Source organism: Gluconobacter morbifer G707 (assembly GCF_000234355.1).
GTDB classification, from domain to species: domain Bacteria; phylum Pseudomonadota; class Alphaproteobacteria; order Acetobacterales; family Acetobacteraceae; genus Gluconobacter; species Gluconobacter morbifer.
The window spans coordinates 1-25,225 of the sequence record NZ_AGQV01000008.1; the positions used below are offsets into that span (position 1 = coordinate 1).

A 25,225-nucleotide genomic window follows, 5' to 3' on the forward strand; every position below is an offset into this window, starting at 1 on the left:
CACGGCCAGCGAAGCACCATTCAGAGACTGGGCAAGCCCTTCCGCCAAGCCTGTCACGGGGATCTGGCTGCCATCACTGAAGGTAAAGACCAGCTGCCCGGTTTCAGCATTGAACCCGATGGCCGTCACTTTGGGCGCGGCGTCCTGTGCGCCCCCCGATGCAACGGTCACAGCCGCCGGCGCGCTGGATGAGGTTGCGTCAACAGTCATGATGTCGCTCCCGGCCGCGTAATCGGCGCAGCCACAATGATTGAAAATGTCTCGGTGAACTGGATCACACCATCTGGCCGCACGAACTGCAGGTCACAGAACAGCCGGCCGACCGGCCAGTCAGCGGTTCCAGTTTCACTCCAGAGATTGACGATGCCTGGACGGCCAGCTGGAAGCCGACTGTTCAGCGTTGCCACCTGGTTGCCCAGAGCATCGCGCACCTGGGACGACACGACGTAATTCGCCAGATCCACGAGTGCGCCATTACGGCTGCGAATGGTGGCGTGAAAAATGAAAGTCTGGCCGGTCTTGACGATCAACGCGCTCACGGAAGCCACCGATACAGCACGATGCCGGCGGCACCATTGCCGCCGGAATACGTGTTGCCGGAAAGGGTCCAGTCATAGGCGCCGCCGCCGCCAGCACCGGGCGCCTGGCCATCCACAATACTCGCACCGGCATCACCACCCTGTCCGGCACGACCACCCCCACCCCAGGGGCCACTTCCTCCGTTTCCGAAACCCCGCAGGTTCTCACCGGCCTGGCCGTCGGATCCGGAGGCACCCGTGTTGTTCATGATGGTGCCACCGCTGACCTCGCCACCGGAACCGCCGGCGGAGAAGCCTGCGGACTGGAAGGCCCCGGCCTGACCACCGCCAGCCGTAACCATGGCATCACCAGAGACGGGACCGAAGGAGGAGGCCCCGCCATTGCCGTCAGCTGAAGCATTCAGCCCCTGTGCGCCGACAACGGCCTGATAGGACGCCCCGCCCGTGACGGGATAGACACCCCATCCAAAACCGCCGGAGCCGCCACCTGAGCCGCACATCGATCCGCTAAGCGCCGTTGCGCCACAGGCTGCACCACGACCGCCGCCGCCAACGGCAATCACCTCAACCCGCGTGGCCCATTCAGGAGCCTGCAGAGTGTACGTTCCGGCAACACCGATCGAGGTGAACGTCGTGATCTGACTGGTCGCCGCGAAATAGGCCGGCAGCAGCGTCGCCAGCTGGTTCCACACCGCTTTGTCAGGCGTGCCACCGAGCGCCTTGATGAGATTGACGATCTCCGCCGTCAGGGAATTGTAATGATAGGCCGGGATCGCCGTTGGCAGGACGAGCGGATCCGCGCTGCCGTTGGTGGCGTATTGAGGTGTTCCGGTTGCGGGTGCCGTATCCGCGCCCGAGAGAGGAACGGAATTTGCCGCGATAATCAGATCCATGTCAGCCGATCCTGAACCAGGCGTTCGAAGACGCGAGATATTTGTAGGTCACCCCGACACCCGCCTTGAGGCTGGTTACCGGATTGATGATGTTCTGGGACGCAGACAGGGTCAGAGCCGTGACATCAGCCTGGGACGCAATCGTATTGACGGTCCCGTCCGTCGGGTTTCCGGAGAGCGTGACCGTATATTTCGCCAGCGCGGTGGTGCCGGATGCGACCTGCAAGAGCAGGAACAGATCGTAATTCGGAACCTGATATGTCCCGCCATCCGTGATGGTGGGTGCCAGATAATTGGTGTTCGGCGTGAACAGGATTGCATCCGTGTCCGTATTGATCACTGGCGCGCCGTTGCTGCTGATGGCCTGGACAGGTGCGGACAGAGAGATCTGATGCGGCTCACCCGTCGCGATCTGCGCTGCGTTGATGATGGGCGCACTCTTGCCGCCCTGATTGCAATGATCCGCCACGATGGAATCAATCATCACGATCGATCCCACACCCGTGTTCGTCAGGGAAATGGCGGACAGACCCTGCTGGTACGCCTTCAGATGCCCGATCTGCCCGACAATGTTCTGCCCCTCGATCAGGATGGCGACTGATGTGGCGAGCGTCGTGCTGTCAATGGCTTCACCCGTGCAGTAGGCCCGCCCGATCTGGAACGTGACGCCGTTACCGGTCACGTGGACACCATACAGGCAGCAGTCCGTGACGATATCGCCCGTCAGGTCATTCGTGACGCCGTTGCTGCTGGAGGACAGAAGCAGACCGGCCTGATAGCCGAAGAAGAAACACCCGCCCGAAAAATCCGGTCCGTCACATCTCTGCAGCTCGACAGCGGAGGCATTGGCCTGCATCCAGCTGAGGACACTGGCGGCCGAGGTCCAGTAGGTCCAGAAATGAACCCCGCTGAACCGGCAGATGTCATAAGCCGCATCGACAACAATCCCACGGTGAAGCGGCTGGCCAGTAACGTTGCGGAAACGCAGCCGGCCAGAGCCCGTGCAGTTGATCCCGTCATAGACGTTGCACAGGAAGATATTGTCGAACGTCACTTCTCCCAGCGTGTTCGTGACGTTGAATACGAACGGATACACCGTCGGAGCCCAGTTCGTCGTCCCGCTGCCAGGCTGGGTCTGATAGACGGCGAAATCCCGGAAAATAGCTCCACGCGCGGTCACACTGCTGACCGAGAACGGATTGAACGTGGTGCCGCTGATGATGAACCACGTCCCGGTGGAGGGCGACGGAGAACACTGGAACCCGCGCCCCCTGATCGTGACGGCCGTGGTGATCGAGACCGCAGAAGCCAGCGTGTACTGCCTGGCCGCCAGAGCGATCGGCAGCCCGGACGTCGCCGCGAAGGTTACGGCCCGCTGGAGGGCCGGTGCCCAGTCTGTGCCATCGGCAGATTTGTAGAACCACTCGATCTGGAGTTCGGCCGCCAGGGACGACAGAATGGAAATGGTCGCCGGAGACCAGCTGGGCATGGCCCTGATCTCGGCACTCTCAAAAGCCAGAGCTGCCGTGCCCGACAGCATCCACTGCCACGTACCATCGGACTGGCGCACGAAGCCGGTGGTCGCGTCCGAGGCAAACCCCAGACCAACCTGGGTGGCAGCACCGTCATTGGCCTGAGATCCGGCCAGCTGCAGCGCGGATACCAGCCCAGACCGCGTCAAGGAACTGCCGTAATCAACCGGCAACGTCTTAAAAGCGTCCGTCATGCGTCACCCTGCGATAGGCTGTTGATGCCGAGCAGGAACGACCCCAGAGGGGCCGCAACGGCATCATCCGTCACCAGCTTTGATGTGTCGAAAAGCACGTAAGTATGGGCAGGACATTCGTCCTCGATTTTCCCACGCAAGACGCTGAATTGTACCGCGTCGTCCGTGCAGCTAAGGACATGGACCGTCCAGACATACTGCCACGACACGCCATAAAGAGGCTGTCCGAAACAGGTTTGCCCGAAGCGTGCCGGCGTGAATGTCGTGATGGAAATCGTCCAGCCGATCTTTTCGGCCAGATCCATGAAGTCCTGTTTCGAGGCCGCCCCATTGGTGGTCCAAAAAAGGAAATCGATCATGCGCCGCTGCTGATCCGACAGCGCGCTGATGAGGCCCACATAATCCGGAAGATCCAGAACCTCTTCGTAATCGTCCTGCAGCAGAACAGCCGTCAGGGGCGAAATCTCGCGAGAAAGATAACCGATATCCGTTTCCAGAAGAGCGCGCGCCTGTGCCCGTGCGAGAAGCAGTTTCGAGAGATTACCGTCCGATCTCCGAGACCAGGCAGATCCCTGCGGCAGATTGCTGGTCCATTCCTGCAGGATGTCTTCCGCAGTTCTCACGATGGAGAACCCCAGTCCAGAACGCCCATGACAACAAACTGATCGACATCGGGAACAAGGTCACCCGTAGGCGAAACCAGATCGTTCTTTGAACCGCCGGCCGAGATGATCGCACTTTCGATCTGCTCTCGGTAAATGGTGTTTCCGATACCCGAGCCCGCATAGAGAGTCTGCAGAGCACTCGTAACGGCCTGACGGCGTGCGAGCGTATCCGGGTTCAGGCGGACCGCGACATCCTGCGTCAGTTTCCGTGCCGCCTGACAGTAAACAGTAGCCGTAACCGGTCCTGCGTCCGCAATGTAATCCGAAACCGTCTGAACCTGTGCATCAGTGGCCAGTACGCCGCCAGGATAGGCGATGAAAACGCCGACCGTGCCATTCCCTTGCCAACGCGGCTCGATCCGCACGATCGCCGTATTTCCGGTCGCTTCTGCAACCCATTCTTCATAATCGGAAACCGTTCCCGAACCGGGAGGGTTGCGAATGGATTTCAGGATCCGCGCGCGCCAACTTTCCACGCCTTCAATTTCTGCTCCGCCAGCCAGACCGTCCTGATCAACCACCAGCGTACTGATACCGGCCAGAGGAGAAACCAGTGCGACAGCCGTGTTGGGGGACAGGTTTCCAGTCTCCCCGGTAGAGGTACACGTCACGAATACAGAGACACTGGCACCAGCGACGATCTCGATCGCACTATTGACGGACCAGGTGACGGAGCCGTCAGCCGTCAACAGTGTGCCAGCAGGGACAGAGACATCCTGTGTCGCCGTCACAACCACGTAACCCACCGCAGCTGTAGCTCCCAGACGCGGCCGCTTCCAGATCTGACCGTGATCCGGCAGCTTTCCTTGAGCAGTCGCCGTCGTGACCATCAGCTCTAGGAGCTGGTCGCGTGTGTAGAGATAGATTTCGTAATCCGTCAGAGCCGACAGGATCGCCAGCGCGCTTTCCAGTGTAGCCGGCGCGGTCGCGTCCAGGGTGACGGTGGTCCCGTCACTGGCAGTGAACTGCTGTGCCGCCAGCGCCGTCGCAAATCGCTGCGCCAGTGTGGCCGGTGTCGGAATGGACGCGCTCACAGCGTCTGAACCTGCGCTGCAACCGAGATCCCGAGCGCACTGACCGTCCCGATCAGGCAGTCCCGCAGGCTGGCGCTCCAGCGCGCATCCGTGTCGATCTCGATGTCGTGGTAATCCTCAATCGCCGCCACGGCCTCCGCCAGTGCTGCCGCCACGCCCGAACGCGTATCCTCATTGCGCTTGCCGCGCTCATACAGCCAGAGACGCGAACCAAGACGCTGCCCCTGCGGCAGAAGAACATCACCGACCCACCCACGACGGGAAAACACTCCCGGCGTTTCCCAGGCCAGCGCCGTCAGCATGTCCGGCGTGACATCGTCAGGATCCGCACGACGGTCCGATCCCAGCGCAATCAGCAGGCAAGACGCAGGCGTGCGATCAATCGCAATACGCCCGCGTCCGTTGCCAGACGGCGCGATGACAAGATCACAGTCGCCCGTAAGCGGATTGATCCCCATCTGCATCGTGCAAAATTGCGTCGTCGTTGGCATGCGGGCAGGATGCCCGGCAGGGCATCAAACCGTCAGGGATGCCAATGCACCCCGTTTTTACTGTGGTTTGCCCGTGTCGCCTGATCCGGTCTCTACGCCGGAATGGGTATGCCCGGTCAGGGAAATCCCTTCAGCCGTCACGTCCTCGCCAGCCGTTATGCCCTTGCTGACGGTCAGCGCACCCGTGATCGTCACGCCGTTCGCATCCACGTCCAGAACCGGCTGACCACCCACTGAAACACGCATTTCCTCCAGCGCGTCAATGCGGACGATTTTCCCGTCCTGCAAATAGAGTTTCTGCCCGGCCGCGTCATACAGGATGCTCTCGCCTTCCTGCAGTCCGCTCATTCGCGCAGCTGACGGATTGGCAGGTGGCAACGCAAACAGGTCAGACGGATCCGCACCATTCTGAACAACGTGCGTCACCGCTCCGTCCAGGGGCGGCGAACTGGAGAAGCCGAATGGCTGATGCACAAGCACGCGCGAACGCGTCTGCCCGTAATGGACCTGCACCGTCACAGTCTGCACCGGCCCGGTGTCGTTCACCTCCTGGACGACACCACGCAACGTCTGGGAGCGCAGGCTGTAATGCAGCTCGGCAAAGTCGTTCATGACCCAGTCCCATAAGATCGGCCCAGCCGCGTCTTGCGGTGCCCGGATTTCGCCGGCGCATCGGCATCTCCGGTCAGGTCGTAAGCGTCAGGCGGCACCACGGAAATCCGCGTCTCTTCCCCGCCATTGCGCATCACCCACGTCACGGCTCCGATCAGCATGTCGCCATCGATCCCGTTATACAGATCCCGAACCGCGACCAGCTGATTGGCCCGCCACAGTTCCCCGGCCGCATTGAGAACGCCCGGAACGGTATAGACATACGCCGTCGCATGGGCGCGCGCCGTTCGCATCCGCCACATTGCCTGGTCCTGCAATGTCCAGGGCTCCGACGCCGATCGCACAGGGGTTTTTGCGCGTTTCTTCTTGCGGCTCCCGGCACGATAGGCCGTTCCGGCCGGTGCCGTCTGCGTCTGTCCCTGCGCGGTATTGTCCAGTGCAGGATTGGCCGTGTTCTGAGCCGCCACGGAACCTCCGGACTGGGATTTCGCCAGGTGCACGATCGGCCGATACCGATGCACGCCCGGATCCACGCAATGCCCATACCGACAGGATGCCGACAATTCCTTCGTCGACAGGCCGCCCGGTGGCGAGAACTCAGACGGCGCTGAGGACACGTTTAATGCCCCTTTAGTGCCTCTTGAGAGGCTGGAAAACTGTCCCTTGACCCACGTATCGGAATGCCGCTGCGAGATCCGCGCTTCCATGCGCCGCACGTTCGCTCCGGGCCAGACAAGGCTGTCCTGTGCCCGCGTCCGACCGGCCTGCGTCAGGATCAGTCCTTTTACGCCGTCAGATGTCACCAGCACGCCCCGTTGCCGTGATAGACGTTCCACCGCACCCAGAACGGTATCGGACGGCTCCAGCGCCACCAGCGTGAACGGCGCACCCGTGGCAACCTGCCGGTCAACCGAAATCCCAAAGGGCTGTGTCAGATGGCCCACCACGGTTTCCAGCAGGATCTGCCGGTACTCGGCCGGCCCGACCGGATTGGCCGCACAGTCCACCAGATCCCCGGTCACGTCCCGGCCGGACGCCACGGTCCGCAGCGAGCGTTCGTCCCCGGTCACGTTCATGGCCTCGACATAGCCGCGAAGAACCACAGTCGAAGCAATCTCGATCTCGATGTGATCATGCACCCGGACCGTCGGCACGGAACTGCCATCCTCCGGAACGTCCTCGGCAAATTCCAGCCTGAAAACACCGGCAATATCCGCCAGATCCACACCCGCCTCACAGGACGTCCAGTTGTGGATCGCACGGCCATTGATCCGCACGATCCACCTGCGGCCATGAACGGTAACAATCTGGCTCATGACTGCTGCTCCAGAACCTGAATGTCACCCGGTCCGACCAGGGCGGGATTGCTGATGCCGTTCCGGCTGACCAGATCATCGAACACGCCCTGCACCTGCGTGACGTCATCCCCCGCCACCGCATAGGCCAGCGCCCAGGGGATATCGTGGTCCGGATCGGAATGGACACGACCTTCGGCAGCCGTCCGACCTGCGATGAACAGTCCGCCATGATCGCCGTCCGCGCTGCCTGGATGGATACCCAAAGCCCCGAAAGCGACACAGACGCGCCCGATGCCGCAGCATTCTCCAGATCCGTCAGCAGCGCATCGATCGCGGCAATGAACCGGTCCCGCGCTGTCACGGCATCCGCGCTGCTGACGAATGTCAGACTGCCCCACGCACCCAGAAGCTGCGAGACGATCAGCGTCCGCGCCACCACACCCAGCGTCAGCGCATCGGCCGGAGACGTGGTCACGTCCGACAGGCTGTCAGCCACCGCCCCGGTCTGCACGGCGGCCGACAGGAGGATCTCCACCACCGTCGCAGCATCCACCGTCTCGACCGTGCTGCCCTCGACCTGCTGCGCCGGCGCGACAACAGAGTCCGACGGATCCGTGATCGCATTCACGGCCGCCGCCGGCACGCCAGCCAGAGCCGTCATCACCGCGTCCGCATAAGTCGTGTCACTGTTGGAAGCAGGAGCGGAAACACCCGCAGCCAGCGTTGCCTGCGCAGATGCAATGCCGGTCTGAAGCGGCTGCGGTGCAGTCTGCGTCAGACTGTCCCAGATCCCGGATGCCTGTGACAGAAGCGAATTCGTCATGCTCGACAGGGCCAGCGGAATGGCGAGCGGGGACAGAACGGCCTGAACCGCCAGCGTGGCTTCATCGACCATCGCATCAGCCTGTTCCAGCAGATTGGTCAGTGTGTCCGTGATGTCCTGAAGGAGACCGCCCGTGCTGACTGGCCCCGGATCTCTCACCAGCACGACCTGGAACTGGGCAACCCGAATGCGCGTGGCAGAGAACTGGATCTCGCCCGGCTCCAGCACCCGAACCTTCAGCCGTCCCCACCATGGGTGAACGAGGGTCTGTCGCCCCGCCGTCAGCAGAACCTTGCGCATCCGCTGCGCCCGGATGACGTAATCATCCCCGGCCAGATATCCCGTGATCCGGATCGGCTGGTCGATCGTGCCGAAATCCTGAAATTTCTGCTCCTCGACCGGCCGACCCGGGAACAGGATCCGCTCCACCCGCCGGCCAGCCGCCTCACGGCTGTCGATGATGTCGAATATCACGCCACCCAGCGCCGCCGTCCCTAGAAGCTGCGATAGCTCGCCCGTGACGAGATTTCCTCCTGCCGCGCCGGACAGTGCGTCCGCAAACGATCCAACACCCAGCGTACTCAGCGTCCCGCTCATCTTACGGCCTGTTCAGTGTGCGGCCGCCCGAAGGCAGCACGGTGGTATGAACGGAAGGATGGGGTGCGGCCGTGACCTTCAGTCCCGGATCGTGCCGGACTTCAAGCCGCATCGGCGTATGCCAGCCCGGTCCCGTCGTCGGCACGATCAGCGGTCCGGACATCTGCTGGGAGCCCGGGAACTGCGGGAACGCATGGCTGAATGCCCCGGAAACATAGCCCGACACGCGCTCCGACCATCCGGAAACCCAGTGCTCGAACGCAGAGAACTGCCCCGTGATCCTGTCCCAGTTATGATAGATTTCGTATCCGACGACCCCGACAGCAGCCCCTACGATCGCCAGTTCAGACACGGCCGCTACACCGGCGATGCCAACGCCTTCCAGAACAGTCGTCACAATTCCAAAACCCGCCCGCAAGGGACCGGCAACAGCCCCCAGCGCACCCATGCCAGCCACACTCGCCAGCGCTGCGCCGCCCAGTCCCATGATTCCCGTTGTCAGACCAGGCGCGGTCTTGTCTGCGCTTTCCATGGCCTCCGTCAGACCATGAAACCCGGTCGTGACATCATGCAGGATCGGCGCGAACCCTACACCGATGCGCCGCTCCAGCTGCTCCCAGCTTTCATCGAATGCCTGCGTCTGGATTCTCAGAGATTTGGTACCGTCCAGATAATCCTGGTTGATAATGCTCTGATTGGCCCCTGAAGTCCTGCGATGGATCTCTTGGTAATCTTTGAAGTCCCCAAGAAGAGCGGCCGCACCGACATAGGATTGCTGATTCCGGAAAAGATCGCCCAAAACGCGTGCGTCCGAACCATGGCGGGTTATGCGATCGATCTGAGCCATGATCGCAACAAGCGGGTCGGCTCCTCTGTGCCTGGCAGCTTCTTCAATTCCATACATATCAATCCCGTAATGGGAGAGACGTTTCGCCGTGTGACCTGAATTCAGGTCCGTCACCAGCTGTGTGAAGTCTGTAACGGCATGACCATCTGAACCTGTGTACTTGCGGATAACAGCCAGTGACGTGGCGAGATCGTCCACACCTTGCCGACCGTGCATTCCGAACACGCTTCCTATCGCTGCTGCCTGCGGTAGCAACGGGGCAAGCGTTTCAAATGGCAGATCCGCCGATTTTCCGGCGATAGCCACTGACGCAAGAGCGCCGCCCAACTGGGCATCCGTGACACCAATCTGTTTTTGCAAAGAGAACGCAGACTTTGCCACTGCGTCTGGGTGGGCATTATATGCGGTGCTGATCTGCGCGATCACAGGCAGGACAGCATTGATCTGTTCACGATTATATTGTTCTCGGGACAGGAATCCTGCGCTCTCCGCCAGATCCTCGCTCTTTTGCCCTGTCGCCCGTGCGAGGCGCGCCATTTGCGTTCCGAATGAATCTGTGAACGCATCATTCGCCGCCCCGTGCAGGTCCAGCCCGATCCCGATATGCCGGATCGTATTGTCGTATTCGGCCGCCGCCTTGACCGGCTCCACCAGTCCGAACCCGGCAGCCGCTGCTCCGAAAGCCTGCCCGATGCTCCGCTCGGTTGCCTCGTGGAAATGCTGTGTCGCCCCCCAGACCCTGCGTCCGTAACCGGGACGCTCCGGTTCTTCTTCTTCCGGCGGACTGTCACCCTGGACGCGCGGAACGCCCATGCCAGGAACAGGCATAGGCATAGGCATCCGGTTCACGGCTTCCGCCGTCCGCTGCGCCGCAGCTGTGACGGCATCCAGCCCTGTGACGGCCGTGCCGCTTCCCGTTCCGGTCCGGCTCAGAGCCGCATCCAGCGCCGTGGCCGCAGACGTTGCCTGTTCCAGCGCTTCCGTCAGCGTCGTGGTCTGTTCCACACAGCGCGGAACAGGTTCCCAGACCTCATCAAAGGCCGGGTTATGGCCCATTCTGTCGAGGGTCGTATTCAAACGGCCGAGGATCTGCTCGATCTTCTCGATCGGGGCGGACATCTGATCGACCAGCGTCAGCTCAAACTGTGCCGTCAGACTACCCGACATCACTCTCATCCCGTTTCATCTGCGCCCGGACTTCATCGGAATACTGATGGCCGGACGCGCACCAGAACATCAGCTCACCCGGCCGCAGCACCCGAAGATCCGCGCGGCCGAAATGAAGATTATTGGCGATCCCGACTAGGCTGACGTTCCAGTTGTCGGGCCAGCGCTCGTAAAAACGTTGATGATCGCCCCTGCCTTCAGATAGTCGCGGGCAGACATCTTCCGCAGCAGCGCCTCGCCAGCAGGCCCCACACGCCCGGTGGACGCACACATGAGGAACAGTGTCCGCTCCCCAGGAGTGCGATACTCCGACATATCGATCATGTCTCCGGCCGAAAGATCGCGGAACACCAGTTCCGAAACCGCGCTCTGCCGTTCCCCGGCCGAGGAACTCTCGGTGAAGGGAACCGATTTTCCCAGCACCATCAGAACAGATCCATCGTTCTGCCAGGAGCAGCCTTCAGGCAGTTTCGGGCGGTTGTCCTCGACAGACGGACCATCGGTGGAAACGGAGAGTTTGCTGCGGCTCATGATGTGATCTTCTGATAGGTGGACAGGGACCAGGTCACCGGCGCATTGCCGTTGTCCTGGGAATCAGGCTTGGACCGCGTATAGGCATCCGGGAAAACATAGGTGACACCGGTATCCAGCTGGAGCTGAAGCTCCCCTTCGCCGAGGGCTGGATCGAAATCGTCCTCGGACATGGCCGCCGTCAGCATAACCGTCGCCTGACACATGCCCTGCTGCCAGCGCTGGGAGCGGAGTGTCCGGTCCGTCGCATTCTGGTCTTCGTTCTGATAGCCGGGCAGACGCCATTTGACGCCTTTCTGGACGTCATATTTCTTGCCGCGCCAATAAAGCTTGGCGATGCCTACTGTCATTGTCATCGCGGATTACACCTGTACCTGGAGAATGTTCGCCAGCACGATCAGGGATCCCATGGGCTTGATCGGCAGCGTCGAATTGACGCGATTACGGTCGGATACATCGCGCTCGAAAACCGCCTGCGGCCCCAGTGTCGCGACATCGTCGATCCAGCCCTGGTTCTGGCACAGCATGCACTGTCCAACCCATGACGCCTGAAGCGTGCGGACCGTCACGACACCGGGCGTGTTTTCCAGGGGCGATCCCACATCAGCGAGTTTCGCGTTGTAATAGGTCGCCTCCATATAGGCGTTCCATTCGTATCGCACCCGCGCGCCGATCGCAGGGATCATCACATCCCATGGGCCGGTGGCAATCTGCGATGTCGGATCAACCTGCCGGGTCGTAACAACGCGCTCGAACGAGACGGTGCCATCCGAGTTGAACTTCAACGTGGTGCAGCCGCCCTTCAGAAGCACATTGCGCTGCGTCGGGGTGAACTGGTCGGTGCCATCCGGCCCCAGTCCGCTCAGACCGTTCAGGACAATACCCCGAAGCTGACGGGCCGGATCATCGTTCAGACTCTGCGCGCCCTGTGCACAGGCAATCGCAGCTGCGTTCCAGGGGGAAAAGCGTGGTGCTTGCTCGCCAATCAGCACCAGTTCTTCAACGGTGGAAAATGCCTGCGTCAGGTTCAGGATCTGTCCCTGCGTCCCGCGATAGGCCACCCAGATCCGCATGTCCTTCGCCACCATGGCATTCGCACGCGCCTTCGCCTCGGCCGCAGCCGCGCCGATATTGGCCTGATCGTTCAGGGCCAGAGCCATGTCCGTGTACCAGGTTCCACCCAGCGCCTGGAGTGCCGGCGTGATATCCGGAGATCCCGCGCCGTTCTGCATTCCCGTGACGGCAACGGTGATCCCCGGAACCTGATCGGCCGAAGCGGATGACATACGCACGTCAAAGTCATTGGTGAACGCGCCGTTTTCCCAGCTCTGCACCGTAACGGTCACGCCATCGGTTCCCAGCGAAGCCGTCAGGCCGGTTGCGGCTTTCAGGTAGCTGTTTGCCGCATTGGCCGCCGTATTGTTGCAGGCCGTGACGAATGCCTGGGCTGCCTCGGCCGCCGTCGCTCCCGAGGCCACCGCAAAGGAAACACGATAGCCCCCCAGAATTGCCGCACCGGTCGCGCCGGCTGTTGCCGTCCCAGAGAATTTCAGCGTGGCGGATGCTGTCGTTGCGCCAGAAGCCGGAGAAACGCCAACGGCGTCCACGGCCAGCGTGGGCATCTCATTCGAAAACGCAGACAGTGCCTGCGCCATGGCGGATCCCGCGCCAAACAGCTGCACAGCCTGCGAGGGCGTCACGTTCGTGTAAACCGTGTTGGGCGTAGCGCCGCCGCCGCTGATCTGCCCGATGATCACACAGCGCAGTGGCATGCCGTCCAGGGTATTCTGCGCCGGCACATCCTGGATCTCGGTGTAGGAACCCGGAACAGCCCAGTCACCGGGGATCTGCTGAAAGTCCATTATTTCTTCTCCGTGCCGGAAGCCGCCGTCGCAGGCGCATCCGTTGCGACCAGACCGACAGGCTTTGCGGTCTGGTCTGGAACCCGGCTGATGTCACCGGCCCGCAGCGCACGCGCCCAGTAGGGATCGGCCGGATTGACCTTGAATTTTTCAGGGACAATCTGCCCTGAAGGCGTCACGACGCGACGCCCTTCCGCTGGTGCGACCAGAATTGTCGTCACGACGTTTCTCCAGAAGAGCTGTCCTTGAACGTGCTGGACAGCGATGTGAGTGTATCGAGCTGGGACATAAGCTCAGGGCTGTCGAACGAGACTTCCGGAACCGTGATCTGAAGCTGCACCGAGGCAACGCCGTCCGGGATCCAGTCCTGGTCACCGGAGGCCGCCATGATTTCGATGCGGCAGGAGCCAATACCCCTGACGTTGAAGCCATGCAGTCCGAATGCCGCGATCGCTCCAAGCCCCATCACGCCCGGCAACTTGCCGTCACCGTAATAGGCATCACGACCGGCGTTCTGACGTGTGAGCAGGATCAGGGCGAACTGTGCGTCCCCCCTGAAACAGTCGCCAATACGCGAGCTCGGCTTGCAGGCCATCCATCCCAGCGTCACCATCGGCATCCGCTTCGTGATGTTCTCCCAGTCACGAGCCGTGGCGCGAGGTGGAATGATCGAATGGGTATAAATTTTCGGATCGAACAGCTCTTTCAGCCGCTTCTCGATCGCACCAAACAGATCAGCCAGCGGGCCGCCCGAAATCAGCAGATCCGGATACTGGTTTTCAGAAAGCGGCCTCACCAGAGCTGACCTCCGCCCTGCATCGGACGGCGACGCTGGATCCGTGACCAGGAGGAGGATTCATTCGCCGCCGTCTGTCCGTCCAGCGTGACAGTGCCCTTCGCCAGGAGCGTCAGCCACGCCACGGCGTCTTTCTGGTCCAGACGCATCTGATCCGTCGGCTGGCTCTCACCACTCTGGGCAATATCGAACCGTGCGATCTTGCAGCACGCATTCACGACACTGGCCGGCGCATTCTGAAGCGGCACCACAAAGCGCCGGTTCAGAAAGCTGTCGATGAGGGCCGAAGCGTCCGTCAGGGCCTGTTCAACACGCAGCTGATCAATGGACTCCCGAGGCATACCCTCGGGCGTCGTGTTGTTGATCAGCTCACGTTCGCCGTAGCGCTGGATCAGATCACTGACGGATGCGTAAGCCATCAGATGACGCCCAGCACTTCCAGCAGAGGCTCTGCCTTCAGGCTCCTGAGCTGATCCTGGGAGAATGCGTCTTCCGAATAAACCGCCACCGCAGGATGGACGATGCCCCCACGGCGGAGATTAGGCTGCCGGCAGACAATGATGATCTGACCCGAGACAGCATCTTTTTCCACAGTCGCGGCCGAGAGGAAGGCGACGCGCGGTTCGTGCTGAACCTCAGCGCCTTTCTCGTCGCTGCCTTTATCCTGGACAGGGCCTTGCTTCTTCGCAGTCATGTCAGTTCTCACAGATGCGGGCAGATGACCGGTGTGGCCGTACCCTTCCAGGGGTTGCTGGTCGTGACGTAGGTCTTGCCGTCACTCTGGAGCTGCGCCACGAGATCGGACTTCATCAGGCCGTTCGCCGCACCCTCAAGGGAAGACGGAACCACGAGCAGGTTCGGCTTGATCCCATAGGGCACACCATCCACACGACGCTGGCTCGCCATGGCGGCACGGGCCGCGCCATAGCTTTCGGCGTTCAGCGGCCGGGTCGAGGCATAGGCCAGCTGCCACAGTCCGAAGCCCGCATTGCACCGGCCGTCCGTGCCCCAGAGGAATTCCTTGTTGCGGAACACGTTCTCATCATCGAGCGCCGTCTTGGACGTGATGCTGAAATCGCGCCGGTTCTGGAAAATCATCGGCTGCAGCGGACGTGTGGTGTCGAACAGGAACCACATCGGGCCAGCGGTTTCACCAGTCAGCGGTGCGCTGATATTGGCGTAGCTGATCGTCTTGCCACTGGCGTCAGACGTTTCGTGATCCGCATCGAAGAAGTTCTGGCCATCCCAGCACTTCGTCGTCGTGCCGCTCTTCAGAAGACCGAATACCAGCAGGTCCGGAAAATCCCCGGCATTCTTGCCGAGCTGCTGGATGCCGATATTGAAGATCCCGAACTGATCGTCCTCGATGTCGTCGCGATCGATGCCGATCGTGCCTTCGAAGGTCTTATTCTCGATCGAGAAGCCACCGGTCTTCATGCGATGGATCACGCGATCGCCGAGCCATTCCCGCAGGCCAGGAATTTCATCCAGCTTGGGATAGAAGTTGGCGCGTGACGTCGAGGGGATGACCATCGAGATCATCCGGAACATCGACGGTGCGGTCTGCAGGAACTGGTTGAACTGGGTACGAACGCCCACGTCCAGGGTCTGCATGAAGGCACTGGAAATTTCGGGCATGGATCAGATCTCCGTGTAAGCCGTGCCGTCAGCGTCGATGCCCGCGAAGACACCAACCTGGAGACGGGCCGTGCCGCCCTCCGGCGTTTGTGTGAGGGAAACGGTCTCGTCATCGACCGCGTAAACGGGCTTGCCCTTGTCCGCCCAGGTCGGTGCGGTGTCGAAAGGCAGGTCGTAACAGCCAGTCAGGCAGTCGACGGCAATGTCACCGCCAACACCGGGGCCAGTGCCTGGAAAATTGGCCGTGTTGATCTGCATGTGCCGGGCAATGCCCAGAATGGCGACAGGCGCGGACGGCGTTCCCGTGGAGCCGGCCGGAACCAGCGTCCCGTCAGCACAGACCGCAGCAATCGAGCCCCGGTACACGGTAAAGCCTGCGGCAACGGTCCCGGCGAACTGCGGGGAACGCGGACCCATCTTCTGGCGGAGTGTACGATCAGCCGTCAGCATCAGACGTCTCCCCGCGTTTTCTTGAGGTCATCGACCTTCAGCCCGAAGATCCCGGCGACCTGCGTATCGACATCGCTGGCACTCGACTTGCGCTGCGTATGGCGCTCAACCGGCTTGCCGAGCTTCGGAAGACCGGAAATGATTTTCTCGGCCGATTCCGGGTTCTGCATGTGCAGCGTCACCAGTTCACCGCGCATGTCTTCGGTGATTACTGCGCCATTGTCCGAAGCGGCTTTCACGGCCGCCTCGGCTGCGGTGCGTGCCGCATTTGCCGTCAGCGTCTGCACCTGGCCCTTGAGTTCGGTGATCTGCTGCTGGGCATGCGTCTCGACGGACGAGGTCTTTGCCTTCAGGCCCGTGACAATGGCCTCAACCGATGGCGAGCCCGAAAGGCCGGCAATCGTGATGGCCTGCGTGTGCAGCTGAAGAGCTTGTCCCGCACGGTTCAGCGCCGTTTCCAGATCGGGTTGCGGAGTATTTTCGGGGAGGCCAAGCCTCCGCGCGATGTCGGAGGGGTTCATCCCGTGCTCCTGTGTGTGAAGATGGGTCAGCGTCAGATTAGGCACGTTCGTCAGGCTTGCCCGGACGATCCGCGTCACATTCTTCCCGACTGCGGCAAAAGCAGGTGAGACACCTTCGTAAGACTTGTCTTCCATCAGGGCCTTGCCCTGGCGGGTCCATTCCACCTTGCCCCAGATCCCGTCCTGCCGGGATTGAAGCTCCACGATCCAGCCAACGGCCGGAGCACTGCCACCTTTTTCCTGTGCCAGATCGGTGGAATGGTTCTCGTCCAGGACGAGCTTCTTCTTCCCCTTCATGGAATTCAGGATCAACGTATCAGCATTCGCGACCGTGTAAGGACCGCGACCATCCACGCCTCGAAACTCACCTGCCGGAAGCAGGTGGATCCATTCAGGAGGTTCCTTGCTCTCGGGAAGAGCCATGTGGAGATGAAGGTGTGTCATCCCGGCAAGTATCGGCCGGATCAGAACACGTATTCAGGGGCGTCAATGCACCCCGGAAAATTTGCGCCAGAAGGCTTGGGAAGGATGTTTCCACCTCCGGTTCTACCGGAGAGGCCCCAAACGCGCTGTAGACCCGTCTTAAACTGTCTTAAACGTGTTCAAAAACTGGATCACCCTTTTCATTCATCCGCGACGCATCGCACGACGCAGAAAACCCTCCAATGCGTCGACAACATCTTCCCTGTCCTGCGCAGTAAAGCCCAGGAACGGTCTTGCGGGAACGAACACGCTGCCGACATGGAAAAGATGACCTCCCATCTCGAAAGACAGGTGATTGCCTTTCTTGGGCTGGATCACGGCTCCGAACTGGTGAACGGGCGCATAAACCTTGTTCGATCCCCAGACCAGGACATTTCCTCTCGCCCGCGCCGTCAGCGAACCATAAAGCCCTGAATTGAAGTCAGGCCCACGGAGAATGCCCGGGCCTTCCTTGGTCAGCGCATAGAGCGGATTGAGCGGTGTGAACGGCACGCCATTCGGATCCACCTGCTGCTCGATGCGATGTCGGGTGGAGCGAAGAACAATCTGCCCGGCCGCCTGGAGCACGGCTTCTGGATTGCGTCCGATCGCGGCGATGCCGTCCAGTGCCGCCTGTACAGGCTCAAAACTGCCTTTCAGCGTAATGCTCGCCATGCTTGCAATTTCCTTTCAGACGGCGTTACGGTGCGATGCTGACGCGCTGTGACACGGTGATAATCTACCTGCCGTAGCATTGCTCCGTTCAGGAGCAGGAGCGCAATGTGGGAAGTGGTAGGCCCACCGGTGCGTCAGTCTTCATCATAATCGGAAATATCAAAGTCCTGACGATAGAAGGGCTCCGTCTGGCGAAGCATGCGGGCGACTTCTTCGGCGCGCGTCCGCAGGAACGACTGGACATAGACATGCTGCCCGTCCCGGGTCCGTTTGATCACCAGATTGTACAACTTGCTCCCCAGACCTGAGATCAGGCGCACATGCAGCGGTTTCGGAAGCGTCTGAGCGATAAGCGGCCGCTGAAGGAGTTGCGGCAGCTTGACGTACTCAGGGCGCATCTCGGGATGGCGCGGATCATTCTTGCTCAGCGTATCGTTTGAAAGAATGACGTCAGGCGTGCCAGATCCCAGGACATGCTGAACCTCCACAGGCAACGTCCCCGCCGTGACCTCTCCCTGGGCACCCGGTTTGAGAAGGTCCGTGATATCCTTGGCCTGCAGCGCCTCACGCTCGGCCGGCGGAATGTGATGGACAGGCGTCGGCCCGTCATGCGTGCGTGGCGTCAGCGGTGCCCGTTCAGCCTGCGCAGCCTTGCGCCCTTCCAGCCATGCCTTGCCCGGATTGTAATCGAACGACGGATCGATGCCCTTGGGCACCGTCTCGATCTTTCCCGTCGCCGGGTTTCGCCAGGGACGCGGATCCAGAGGGGGCGCTTCTGACACCGTCCAGTTGTTCCGTCGCAGATCGGATCGGGTAACCGGCTCAACCGTGCAGTGGCAGCGCCAGCCATTGGGAGGGAAATGCGTGTCCCACCACGGATCATCATTCGCGAGGACAAGCCCGTCCCAGGCAACATGCTCAGGACGAGGATGCGGGCAGGAATGATGCCGGTATCGCCATGCCGGAAAGATGTCGCGAGCCTCTGGCGTCGCCAGCTGCGCATACTGCCCGGCCGCATACGCCGTGGACAGATTGGTGTCATAGATGATCTTCGCGCGCCAGCCGGGATCACTCCCATGCTCCCAGCCATGCCTGGCGACGATCCGGTCGAAATCCTTGCGAAAATCCGCAAGCGTGGTGCCATTGGTCAAGGCCGTGTTCACAGCCGCTTTCAGGTCATTCAGAAGCGCCTCTGAGGCCGCCCCCGCAACGGTGAAGGCCCGCGCATGGGCCTCTCCCATGACATCACCAAAGCGCTCGGACGGAAGGAGCGCCTTCTGCCGAAAGAAGCTGATGGCTTCACTCGGCGCGAGGCCCGCGCCGTCCAGCAGCGTCAGATCAGGGCTGTCAGCCACGACGATGCATCTGCTGAAGCATCTGCGCCTGTCCCGCCATCTGGGCGATCGCGATGCCATTGGCCATGGCGTCTTCGAATTCCTGCGTCGGCAGGTCGAGCGCCTTCAGGCCGTTCTCCATGGCTTCAAGACTTCCGGCCTGCTCCACGACGCGCCGTGCTGATTCCGTCATGCGGGACAACCCGGCCGAGGCATCCCGTGCCAGACGCCGCGTCATCAGCTCGACGAGTTCCGGCCCCTCAGATTGCACATGCAGCTCCAGAAGACGGCCGATCTGCGTATGCAGCGCCGTCTGCTCCGGCTGCTGTGCCGGCATCGTCTGGGGCTGCTGCTCGGTTTCACGCGGCTGATGCATGCTGGGAGGCGTAACGCTGCCCGGCTTGTCACGCGCCGGCTCCACGGTCGGTGCTTCTGCCTGCGGCGCTTCCACCGCCTGGGGCTGCGCCGTCTGTCCGACCACCACATCGCCTTCTTCCGGTGGCGTGAGAGAGAAACGGTCATACAGATCCTGTGCACGGACCTTCCATCCCTGCGGTCCAGCGTACTGAATGGCATTGATCAGTTCCGCAAGCGTCGGCTCGTCCGGTCGGCCAATACTGATCAGCGGGTATTTCGTCTGGGGACCATAGCTGAAATCCACCATCGGCTTGACGATCTGCTCGTTGGCCGTGTGCGACAGAAGCAGTGCATCCGCGCGCTCGATGTCTTCCTGAACCAGCCTGTGCGTGGAACTGGAGGCATGTGCGCCCTGATGGCTGTCAGCAGTTCCGGTCTGTCCCAGGACAGCCTTCGAGATCTGTTCGTCAAACCAGCGGACCCGCGCAAGGTGCAGCTCATGTGATCCGGCACCCCCTTTCGGTTCGATGAACTGGACTTCCATCCCTTTCGGAATGATGGCCGCGCAGGATCCGGCAATATCCGTGACAGCTTCCCACAGAACCTGACGATCCTCTTCCGAACTCTCCGGCCCGTAGGTTCCGATCCGCATCGGCAGACCATAGTTCTGAACAAAGATTGACCAGTCCCGGAGGGTGAACATCTTGAACATGACCGCCCAGGCAACGGCCCGTGTCAGCCCGCTCTGGATCGTCAGACCAGACCAGCTCGGATGACGATGCACCACGAACGAGCGCTCGCTCATGCTTTCCTGACCAAAGAGCGGCGGACCGCCCTCGATGCCAGGCGCATATTGCGCTCCGGTGTCCGACCGCAGATTGATCGTCTCGCCGTCCTGGTAACTGATCTCGAACCAGCGCTGCGGACGGAACAGGAAATTGCCCGGCCGGTTGTTTCCCGGCTCCAGTTTCCAGTCGATCTCCAGCACACTGAAACCCTTGCCGATGGCGTCCAGCATGTCGAACAGGTTACGGCGCAGCAGACCGGTATCCACCCAGTCACGCACCCAGTCCGCGATCTTCGTCGCCTTGCGGCTGTCATCGGCCGGTGTGACCGTGATCGGCAGCTGGGACACGGACCGCTTGCGGGTACTCAATACACCCAGATAGTGCAGATCCCGCCGCTCGATCTCGGCTGCGATCATCTGCCAGGCCAGACTGTCTCCCAGGTCCGCAGCCTGCATCAGGTGCCCCAGCGTTCCAGGGTTCATCCCGGCCATGGGTGTGCTGACGGCAGCCGGCCGCATTCCGACCATGGTCGGTCCGGCGCTCTGTCGCTTCAGCTGTGAGGCAGGGATCGGGCGACCCGATGCGTCGAGGAGTGCCACTGTCACTGTCCTTTCGCGCAGACGCGCACCTGGGCACGCAGACCGCCATAATCGCGGATATATCGATGAATGACGGGCGTCTTAGAGGCGTCTAATTCCGCTTTAAGCGCCAGATCATCCGCCGTTGAATAGGTCACTAGAACCGGACACGGCGTCGTCGGCCGAGCGGCACAGGCCGAAAGCGCGATCGGCAGGACGATCAGCAGGATAAAGGTTTTATTGGCCAGTGCCGTATCCAGCGCTTCATCCGTAGGGGCTGCATCCGTCTGTGCCTGGGACATGGCCCGCTGCATCGCCGCTTCTTCCTGCGCCGTCTGGACGGCCTGTTCGGCGTCTTTGGCCTTCTGGGCTTCCCGGGCCAGATACGAGACCCACACAAGCACCAGACACAGCACGACGATCACCGCACAGGCTGCAAAAAACGCGATTTCCCAGCTGCTCACAGCAATCTCCCACGCACGCCGTAACTGTCGAGGCCCGTATGCCCCCTGAACCGCTCCTCACGGATCTCCTGTTCTGACGGCCAGGACGTCGTCGCCGACGCGGTTTCCGACTGGATCGAATACGGAGCAGGCGCGGCCTGATAGCCATACTCTTCCGGATCCGCACGGCTGGCGGCATAAGCCATGGCGATGGCCACGGCAGCGTCGCCATGGCGCTTCGCCTTGCTGGATCCGGCGCGCTGATCGGGAATGCGCGCAACACCGCGCACCATTTTCAGGGACCGGATATCGTCCTGAATTTCCTGATCACGGGGCAGCGTAATGGTCGCGTCTTCGAACGCCGCCTTCAGGGGTGGCATCTCTTCGCGATACCAGTTTTCCGACATCTTCACGGCTTCGATGCGCGATCCGTACCGCTGCACCGTCACCTCGGCCAGATAAGCCCCGTTTCCGGTTGCGTCCATCTTGCCCGCCCGAAGACGAGGCAGACGGTCGAGAATGAAATGCAGGATCTGCTTCTGCTGTTCGAACGGCACGTTCCGCAGCTCCACCACCAGCACGGTGGTACGCGTCGTGTCCTTCTCGATCGCCATGAACCAGAAAACCGTCAGATCGCCTGAGCGTGCGAAGTCACCACCGAAGACATGCGATGTCCGCTGATCTAGCAGGTCCAGAATTCCCGCAATCTCCGCCTCGCAGAATGCCCGGGTCTCGATTTCCCGCAGCCGTTCCGCCAGCAGGGCAAACGCGCCTTTGCACTCCCAGCGGATCACGGGAATATCGGGCACCGAGCGCGCCTCGATCAGGGCAAGCGGGATGAACGCTCCGGAACTCGGGTTCGGAATGCAGAACAGTTCTTCGTCAGCAGCCGAGCCGTAGAACTTGATCAGATCATCGCGCCATTTCTTCTGCGCCTCCTCAGACCAGACTTGGCCTTTCCGGATGCACATCTTCTTGTAAAGGCCGTCTTCGAGAGCATCATCGAGTGTCGTGCGCAGGAGCCTGTAAGGCTTTTTCCCTGACAGGATCGCCTGGACAAGCACGTTGAACGGATTGGTGTCACCATCATGCGTGCTGATGATCACGACCCGGCCGCCCCACATCAGCAACGCGATCGCCGCCTTCAGCAGTTCTTCGAGGTCATCATGGAACGCGGCCTCGTCGATAATGACCAGGCCCTGCATGCCTCGCAGCGCTCTCGGGCGGGACGGCAGAGCAAGGATCTTGAACCCTGATGCAAAATCGATCCGGAAAACCTTGGTGTCCTTCTCCGGGTTGTCCGGGTCATGCCAGAAACTCTCATGAACTTCCGATGCGGCCGCTTCCATGACGGCAGCATGTTCGGCGCAGTAGTCGATGAATTCGCGCGCCATTTCGAGGTTGTACCCGAGATAGAACACGTCCATGCCGCCGGCGTTCTTGGCTTTGGCGGCCGTAAGATCAGCGCCAAATGATGCAGTCCAGGAAAAGCCTGTCCGTCGGGACTTCTCCTCGACCGTGACCTGCTCGGTCATCATGCATTCAAGAAATTCCGCCTGGCACTTCAGGAAGATGCCGCTCATGTCGTAATCAGCCCTTCCATGATGGCCTTGGCCGTCTCAGCGGAGAGCCCCTGACTGGCCGCGACCTTGCCGATGTTTTCCTTGGCCTCGGCCGCCAGTCTTTCACGGACCTGCTTTTCGACTTCCGCCCGGTATTCCGCGTCCGTCTTGCTGGCTTTCGCCAGGTGCTCCAGAGCCTTCGCAACGAGCTGGATGCCCATCGGATCGCGCTTGGCAAAAGCCTGACCACCCTTGGAAAGCTCTGTTCCTTCACCGGCCTGTGCCTTCATGAACAGGTCGAGAATAACCGTATGCATCAGCTCGATATTCAGCTGCGCATTCCGTCCGACCTCAGCCGTCCCCAGCTTGCCGACCAGAGCAGTCGCCACATCCCGGGAGCGGCGCATCTGAACGCCCAGCTTGTCGAGACCCTGAATATGCCGGCCAAGGGCAGAGCGACTGATCTCCACGCCTTCCAGCTCCGCGAGGGCAGAGAGGATCTCGTCGATCGTAAATCCCGCATCCCGCAACTGGCCGATACGCTCACGGATCTCGTCCGGCAGCCGGTCGACGGAGGATGGACGCGCCATGGCTTAAAGCGGCCTTCGCGCTGCCACACCCGGCACGTCGCGCAGGTTGTCACGGGCCTGAAGACCTTCAGCCGTCAGGGTCGCCACCCAGAGCGCACGTCCCGGTGAAAGCACCATGCGGTTCAGCACGACGCAGCCCTCGCGCTCCAGATGCTCAAGATCCTCGCGGATATCGTCCACCTTGGCCGGCCGTCCCATGGCGCGGATGGACATCAGGATCACATCTTCATTCAGGGTGCGGTCAGCCATCTGTGCAATCGCATCCAGCACGAACCAGCGGCGATCTTCCAGCAGTGTCTTGCGAACAGCGTTCACAGCCGGTCCCCCCGCGACAGATGCGTCACATGCGGACCAGCCGCCCCATCAGCCGCGACGCCCAGCAGGATGCCTGCCGCAACTGCCAGCACAATGAGCAGCGGGGTGGAAATTCGATTAATCACGTTTCATATGCCCCTCGACAATGAGATGGAGCAGCTGGTTGGAGCACTCCTGGTCATGGGAAATTTTCTCCAGCATGGACTGCATGTGCCGATCCCGCTCCTCGTTTATGAGGTGTCCCTGTTCCAGGCGCGCGATGCGCCGCTCGATGATCGGATGCCGCACCAGCGCAATCACGGCCCAGACGGTGATGACCAGCCCGATAAACAGGGCAATGATCATCACCGGCCATGGTAGAACCACGCTCGCGGCCAGATGGGCCGCGTCCATCGTCAGGCAGCCGGGGAAGCGGCAGCAGACGATCCGGAAGCCGTACTGGCCGTGGTGGCAGGAGCGGTGAGCTGGTCAGCGGGGATGATCGCCGTCGCCAGATCATAGATGGCGGACTTGATGTGAGCCTGCACCGCATCAAGTTCCGGGACAGAGAAGCCGGCAGCCTTGGCCAGGGTCACAAACTCGCCAGCAGCGGTCTGGACCAGCGGTTCGCTGGCTTCGAACGTCGTGAAAGATGTCACGAGCTTGTCGACGCCGTTGTCAGTGGACGTAACAGCGGCACGCACAGCCTGGCTGGCGATCTTCTGGTAAGCCGCCCCCTTGCCGGAGAGCATGCTCGTTACGAATGGCGTCGCCATGGCGAGCGCGGAAGTAACAGTGGAAAGATTGATCTTGAGACCCATGACGGGCTCCTGTTGGTCTGTGCGCCGCGTTCTCGCGCAGGAAAACCGAATGCCGCCGCGCGCCCGCAACGGCCGGAACCGTTACGCCAGCGCTGGCTCTGACAGGAGCGACAGGGATTTCTCAACCCGTGCGCTCAACCGTGAAAGCCATCCGCCGCCATATTGCGCAAAACCACGGAAAGAGCGGTAAGCGGCCTCCTGCTGGCTGGCGACCGCATAGATCAGCACCCGCAGCCGGCTGCTCTGTTCCTGAATGGCACGAAGACTGACCGGCCCGATCACCCCGTCAGACGCAACGCCAAGATCGTCCTGCAACTGCCGGCGAAAACGGTCGGACAGCGCCCAGGTGATATTATCGACCGGAACATGAAGAATGGCTTCAAGCGTGATTTCGCCGATATCGCCGTCGATCTCATCAGCCTCAAGACACAGCACCCGCTGAAGCTGCTTCGCCGCCCGCGCCACGCCGCTGTTGAACGCAAAGTCGAACAGCAGCAGGTCCAGTCCTGAAGGAAGCTGATCCCCATTGACCGCCCGCCAGAACAGGGATCGCGCGATGGCGTTGAACGTGTCTGTCGTAACGGATTTCATGACAGCGGGCGTGACCATGGCCGGATCCCCCAGCCAGCGTCCCATGACCGGCGCGGAAATGCCGCGCATCGTGCCCACGAGATTGCCCTGGCCAACGCTCCCGAGGGTCCAGTTTCCGGCATCGGTCCGGATGCACTGGTAAAGCCCCTCGCGCGAGGCCGTGAACTGTGCCGCTATGTCGAAATTCGTCTGCATGCCCGGCAGAATACGGGGAGGGCGTTTCCTCTATCAGGGATGCGA

General features: G+C 61.3%; 32 protein-coding genes. All 32 read right to left on the bottom strand.

Annotated features, from left to right (window positions below):
* A partial coding sequence (locus GMO_RS09975) for a hypothetical protein (RefSeq protein WP_040509145.1) occupies positions 1-210 on the bottom strand: 210 nt, incomplete at its 3' end.
* Positions 207-539 (bottom strand): hypothetical protein, encoded by a 333-nt coding sequence (locus tag GMO_RS09980; protein WP_139064437.1) that lies wholly within the window; start codon positions 537-539, stop codon positions 207-209. The genes GMO_RS09975 and GMO_RS09980, both read right to left, overlap by 4 nt.
* Entirely contained in the window at positions 536-1,432 is an 897-nt protein-coding gene (locus GMO_RS09985; protein ID WP_008852271.1) for a glycine-rich domain-containing protein, read from the bottom strand. The genes GMO_RS09980 and GMO_RS09985 overlap by 4 nt, the downstream gene beginning before the upstream one ends.
* Before the next feature lies 1 nt (position 1,433).
* Positions 1,434-3,158: a hypothetical protein gene (locus GMO_RS09990; protein WP_008852272.1), complete on the bottom strand. Its 1,725-nt coding sequence runs from the start codon at positions 3,156-3,158 to the stop codon at positions 1,434-1,436.
* Complete coding sequence (locus GMO_RS13590) at positions 3,155-3,781, bottom strand: putative phage tail protein (RefSeq protein WP_008852273.1); 627 nt, start codon at positions 3,779-3,781, stop codon at positions 3,155-3,157. The genes GMO_RS09990 and GMO_RS13590 overlap by 4 nt, the downstream gene beginning before the upstream one ends.
* Positions 3,778-4,857: a baseplate J/gp47 family protein gene (locus tag GMO_RS10000; RefSeq protein WP_008852274.1), complete on the bottom strand. Its 1,080-nt coding sequence runs from the start codon at positions 4,855-4,857 to the stop codon at positions 3,778-3,780. The genes GMO_RS13590 and GMO_RS10000 overlap by 4 nt, the downstream gene beginning before the upstream one ends.
* A complete protein-coding gene (locus tag GMO_RS10005) occupies positions 4,854-5,348 on the bottom strand; it encodes a phage GP46 family protein (RefSeq protein WP_083813654.1) in 495 nt (164 codons plus the stop codon). The genes GMO_RS10000 and GMO_RS10005 overlap by 4 nt, the downstream gene beginning before the upstream one ends.
* Positions 5,349-5,405: 57 nt before the next feature.
* The gene (locus tag GMO_RS13595) at positions 5,406-5,960 is read right to left on the bottom strand and encodes a phage baseplate assembly protein V (protein WP_008852276.1); all 555 of its coding nucleotides are present in this window, start codon (positions 5,958-5,960) and stop codon (positions 5,406-5,408) included.
* Positions 5,957-7,276 (bottom strand): phage baseplate assembly protein, encoded by a 1,320-nt coding sequence (locus GMO_RS10015; protein WP_139064438.1) that lies wholly within the window; start codon positions 7,274-7,276, stop codon positions 5,957-5,959. Before GMO_RS10015 ends, GMO_RS13595 begins: the two co-directional genes overlap by 4 nt.
* Complete coding sequence (locus tag GMO_RS10020) at positions 7,194-8,678, bottom strand: DNA circularization N-terminal domain-containing protein (protein ID WP_008852278.1); 1,485 nt, start codon at positions 8,676-8,678, stop codon at positions 7,194-7,196. Before GMO_RS10020 ends, GMO_RS10015 begins: the two co-directional genes overlap by 83 nt.
* Position 8,679: 1 nt before the next feature.
* Positions 8,680-10,692 (bottom strand): phage tail tape measure protein, encoded by a 2,013-nt coding sequence (locus GMO_RS10025; protein ID WP_008852279.1) that lies wholly within the window; start codon positions 10,690-10,692, stop codon positions 8,680-8,682.
* 135 nt (positions 10,693-10,827) lie between these two features.
* Complete coding sequence (locus GMO_RS10030; protein WP_008852280.1) at positions 10,828-11,223, bottom strand: hypothetical protein; 396 nt, start codon at positions 11,221-11,223, stop codon at positions 10,828-10,830.
* Positions 11,220-11,579, bottom strand: coding sequence for a phage tail tube protein (locus tag GMO_RS10035; RefSeq protein WP_008852281.1), 360 nt, complete (start codon positions 11,577-11,579; stop codon positions 11,220-11,222). The genes GMO_RS10030 and GMO_RS10035 overlap by 4 nt, the downstream gene beginning before the upstream one ends.
* A gap of 6 nt (positions 11,580-11,585) precedes the next feature.
* Positions 11,586-13,085, bottom strand: a complete 1,500-nt coding sequence (locus tag GMO_RS10040) for a phage tail sheath subtilisin-like domain-containing protein (protein ID WP_008852282.1) — start codon at positions 13,083-13,085, stop codon at positions 11,586-11,588.
* Positions 13,085-13,306, bottom strand: a complete 222-nt coding sequence (locus GMO_RS10045) for a DUF2635 domain-containing protein (protein ID WP_008852283.1) — start codon at positions 13,304-13,306, stop codon at positions 13,085-13,087. The genes GMO_RS10040 and GMO_RS10045 overlap by 1 nt, the downstream gene beginning before the upstream one ends.
* Complete coding sequence (locus GMO_RS10050; protein ID WP_008852284.1) at positions 13,303-13,881, bottom strand: hypothetical protein; 579 nt, start codon at positions 13,879-13,881, stop codon at positions 13,303-13,305. The genes GMO_RS10045 and GMO_RS10050 overlap by 4 nt, the downstream gene beginning before the upstream one ends.
* On the bottom strand, positions 13,878-14,300 hold the full coding sequence (locus GMO_RS10055) for a gp436 family protein (RefSeq protein WP_008852285.1): 423 nt from the start codon (positions 14,298-14,300) through the stop codon (positions 13,878-13,880). Before GMO_RS10055 ends, GMO_RS10050 begins: the two co-directional genes overlap by 4 nt.
* Positions 14,300-14,575: a hypothetical protein gene (locus tag GMO_RS10060; protein WP_040509149.1), complete on the bottom strand. Its 276-nt coding sequence runs from the start codon at positions 14,573-14,575 to the stop codon at positions 14,300-14,302. Before GMO_RS10060 ends, GMO_RS10055 begins: the two co-directional genes overlap by 1 nt.
* Before the next feature lie 8 nt (positions 14,576-14,583).
* On the bottom strand, positions 14,584-15,519 hold the full coding sequence (locus GMO_RS10065) for a Mu-like prophage major head subunit gpT family protein (protein ID WP_008852287.1): 936 nt from the start codon (positions 15,517-15,519) through the stop codon (positions 14,584-14,586).
* 3 nt (positions 15,520-15,522) lie between these two features.
* Complete coding sequence (locus GMO_RS10070; protein ID WP_008852288.1) at positions 15,523-15,969, bottom strand: hypothetical protein; 447 nt, start codon at positions 15,967-15,969, stop codon at positions 15,523-15,525.
* A complete protein-coding gene (locus GMO_RS13600; RefSeq protein WP_050801461.1) occupies positions 15,969-16,934 on the bottom strand; it encodes a phage protease in 966 nt (321 codons plus the stop codon). Before GMO_RS13600 ends, GMO_RS10070 begins: the two co-directional genes overlap by 1 nt.
* A 183-nt stretch (positions 16,935-17,117) precedes the next feature.
* The gene (locus tag GMO_RS10080) at positions 17,118-17,627 is read right to left on the bottom strand and encodes a phage virion morphogenesis protein (RefSeq protein WP_008852290.1); all 510 of its coding nucleotides are present in this window, start codon (positions 17,625-17,627) and stop codon (positions 17,118-17,120) included.
* A 134-nt stretch (positions 17,628-17,761) separates the two neighbouring features.
* Positions 17,762-18,982, bottom strand: coding sequence for a phage head morphogenesis protein (locus GMO_RS10085; RefSeq protein ID WP_008852291.1), 1,221 nt, complete (start codon positions 18,980-18,982; stop codon positions 17,762-17,764).
* A complete protein-coding gene (locus tag GMO_RS10090) occupies positions 18,975-20,705 on the bottom strand; it encodes a DUF935 domain-containing protein (RefSeq protein ID WP_083813655.1) in 1,731 nt (576 codons plus the stop codon). The genes GMO_RS10085 and GMO_RS10090 overlap by 8 nt, the downstream gene beginning before the upstream one ends.
* 2 nt (positions 20,706-20,707) lie before the next feature.
* Complete coding sequence (locus tag GMO_RS10095) at positions 20,708-21,148, bottom strand: hypothetical protein (RefSeq protein WP_008852293.1); 441 nt, start codon at positions 21,146-21,148, stop codon at positions 20,708-20,710.
* Entirely contained in the window at positions 21,145-22,710 is a 1,566-nt protein-coding gene (locus tag GMO_RS10100; protein WP_008852294.1) for a phage terminase large subunit family protein, read from the bottom strand. The genes GMO_RS10095 and GMO_RS10100 overlap by 4 nt, the downstream gene beginning before the upstream one ends.
* Entirely contained in the window at positions 22,707-23,279 is a 573-nt protein-coding gene (locus GMO_RS10105; protein ID WP_008852295.1) for a DUF3486 family protein, read from the bottom strand. The genes GMO_RS10100 and GMO_RS10105 overlap by 4 nt, the downstream gene beginning before the upstream one ends.
* Before the next feature lie 3 nt (positions 23,280-23,282).
* The gene (locus GMO_RS10110) at positions 23,283-23,594 is read right to left on the bottom strand and encodes a hypothetical protein (protein WP_008852296.1); all 312 of its coding nucleotides are present in this window, start codon (positions 23,592-23,594) and stop codon (positions 23,283-23,285) included.
* Complete coding sequence (locus GMO_RS14875; RefSeq protein WP_008852297.1) at positions 23,591-23,719, bottom strand: hypothetical protein; 129 nt, start codon at positions 23,717-23,719, stop codon at positions 23,591-23,593. Before GMO_RS14875 ends, GMO_RS10110 begins: the two co-directional genes overlap by 4 nt.
* Positions 23,712-23,987: a hypothetical protein gene (locus GMO_RS10115; RefSeq protein WP_008852298.1), complete on the bottom strand. Its 276-nt coding sequence runs from the start codon at positions 23,985-23,987 to the stop codon at positions 23,712-23,714. Before GMO_RS10115 ends, GMO_RS14875 begins: the two co-directional genes overlap by 8 nt.
* Positions 23,988-23,989: 2 nt before the next feature.
* Complete coding sequence (locus GMO_RS10120; protein ID WP_008852299.1) at positions 23,990-24,394, bottom strand: hypothetical protein; 405 nt, start codon at positions 24,392-24,394, stop codon at positions 23,990-23,992.
* Positions 24,395-24,475: 81 nt separating this feature from the next.
* On the bottom strand, positions 24,476-25,180 hold the full coding sequence (locus GMO_RS13605) for a glycosyl hydrolase 108 family protein (protein ID WP_008852300.1): 705 nt from the start codon (positions 25,178-25,180) through the stop codon (positions 24,476-24,478).
* Between the last annotated feature and the right edge of the window lie 45 nt (positions 25,181-25,225).

What these genes read in the sequence shown, in the direction of transcription:
- GMO_RS10070 (WP_008852288.1), bottom strand. Translation starts at nt 15,969, where the DNA reads ATGCTGACGGCTGATCGTACACTCCGCCAGAAGATGGGTCCGCGTTCC.
- GMO_RS10005 (WP_083813654.1), bottom strand. Translation starts at nt 5,348, where the DNA reads ATGCCAACGACGACGCAATTTTGCACGATGCAGATGGGGATCAATCCG.
- GMO_RS10080 (WP_008852290.1), bottom strand. Translation starts at nt 17,627, where the DNA reads ATGGCGAGCATTACGCTGAAAGGCAGTTTTGAGCCTGTACAGGCGGCA.
- GMO_RS10100 (WP_008852294.1), bottom strand. Translation starts at nt 22,710, where the DNA reads ATGAGCGGCATCTTCCTGAAGTGCCAGGCGGAATTTCTTGAATGCATG.
- GMO_RS09990 (WP_008852272.1), bottom strand. Translation starts at nt 3,158, where the DNA reads ATGACGGACGCTTTTAAGACGTTGCCGGTTGATTACGGCAGTTCCTTG.
- GMO_RS10065 (WP_008852287.1), bottom strand. Translation starts at nt 15,519, where the DNA reads ATGCCCGAAATTTCCAGTGCCTTCATGCAGACCCTGGACGTGGGCGTT.
- GMO_RS10060 (WP_040509149.1), bottom strand. Translation starts at nt 14,575, where the DNA reads ATGACTGCGAAGAAGCAAGGCCCTGTCCAGGATAAAGGCAGCGACGAG.
- GMO_RS10015 (WP_139064438.1), bottom strand. Translation starts at nt 7,276, where the DNA reads ATGAGCCAGATTGTTACCGTTCATGGCCGCAGGTGGATCGTGCGGATC.
- GMO_RS10020 (WP_008852278.1), bottom strand. Translation starts at nt 8,678, where the DNA reads ATGAGCGGGACGCTGAGTACGCTGGGTGTTGGATCGTTTGCGGACGCA.
- GMO_RS10055 (WP_008852285.1), bottom strand. Translation starts at nt 14,300, where the DNA reads ATGGCTTACGCATCCGTCAGTGATCTGATCCAGCGCTACGGCGAACGT.
- GMO_RS09985 (WP_008852271.1), bottom strand. Translation starts at nt 1,432, where the DNA reads ATGGATCTGATTATCGCGGCAAATTCCGTTCCTCTCTCGGGCGCGGAT.
- GMO_RS13605 (WP_008852300.1), bottom strand. Translation starts at nt 25,180, where the DNA reads ATGCAGACGAATTTCGACATAGCGGCACAGTTCACGGCCTCGCGCGAG.
- GMO_RS10120 (WP_008852299.1), bottom strand. Translation starts at nt 24,394, where the DNA reads ATGGGTCTCAAGATCAATCTTTCCACTGTTACTTCCGCGCTCGCCATG.
- GMO_RS10115 (WP_008852298.1), bottom strand. Translation starts at nt 23,987, where the DNA reads ATGGACGCGGCCCATCTGGCCGCGAGCGTGGTTCTACCATGGCCGGTG.
- GMO_RS10025 (WP_008852279.1), bottom strand. Translation starts at nt 10,692, where the DNA reads ATGTCGGGTAGTCTGACGGCACAGTTTGAGCTGACGCTGGTCGATCAG.
- GMO_RS13595 (WP_008852276.1), bottom strand. Translation starts at nt 5,960, where the DNA reads ATGAACGACTTTGCCGAGCTGCATTACAGCCTGCGCTCCCAGACGTTG.
- GMO_RS10035 (WP_008852281.1), bottom strand. Translation starts at nt 11,579, where the DNA reads ATGACAATGACAGTAGGCATCGCCAAGCTTTATTGGCGCGGCAAGAAA.
- GMO_RS10040 (WP_008852282.1), bottom strand. Translation starts at nt 13,085, where the DNA reads ATGGACTTTCAGCAGATCCCCGGTGACTGGGCTGTTCCGGGTTCCTAC.
- GMO_RS10105 (WP_008852295.1), bottom strand. Translation starts at nt 23,279, where the DNA reads ATGGCGCGTCCATCCTCCGTCGACCGGCTGCCGGACGAGATCCGTGAG.
- GMO_RS10030 (WP_008852280.1), bottom strand. Translation starts at nt 11,223, where the DNA reads ATGAGCCGCAGCAAACTCTCCGTTTCCACCGATGGTCCGTCTGTCGAG.
- GMO_RS13600 (WP_050801461.1), bottom strand. Translation starts at nt 16,934, where the DNA reads ATGACACACCTTCATCTCCACATGGCTCTTCCCGAGAGCAAGGAACCT.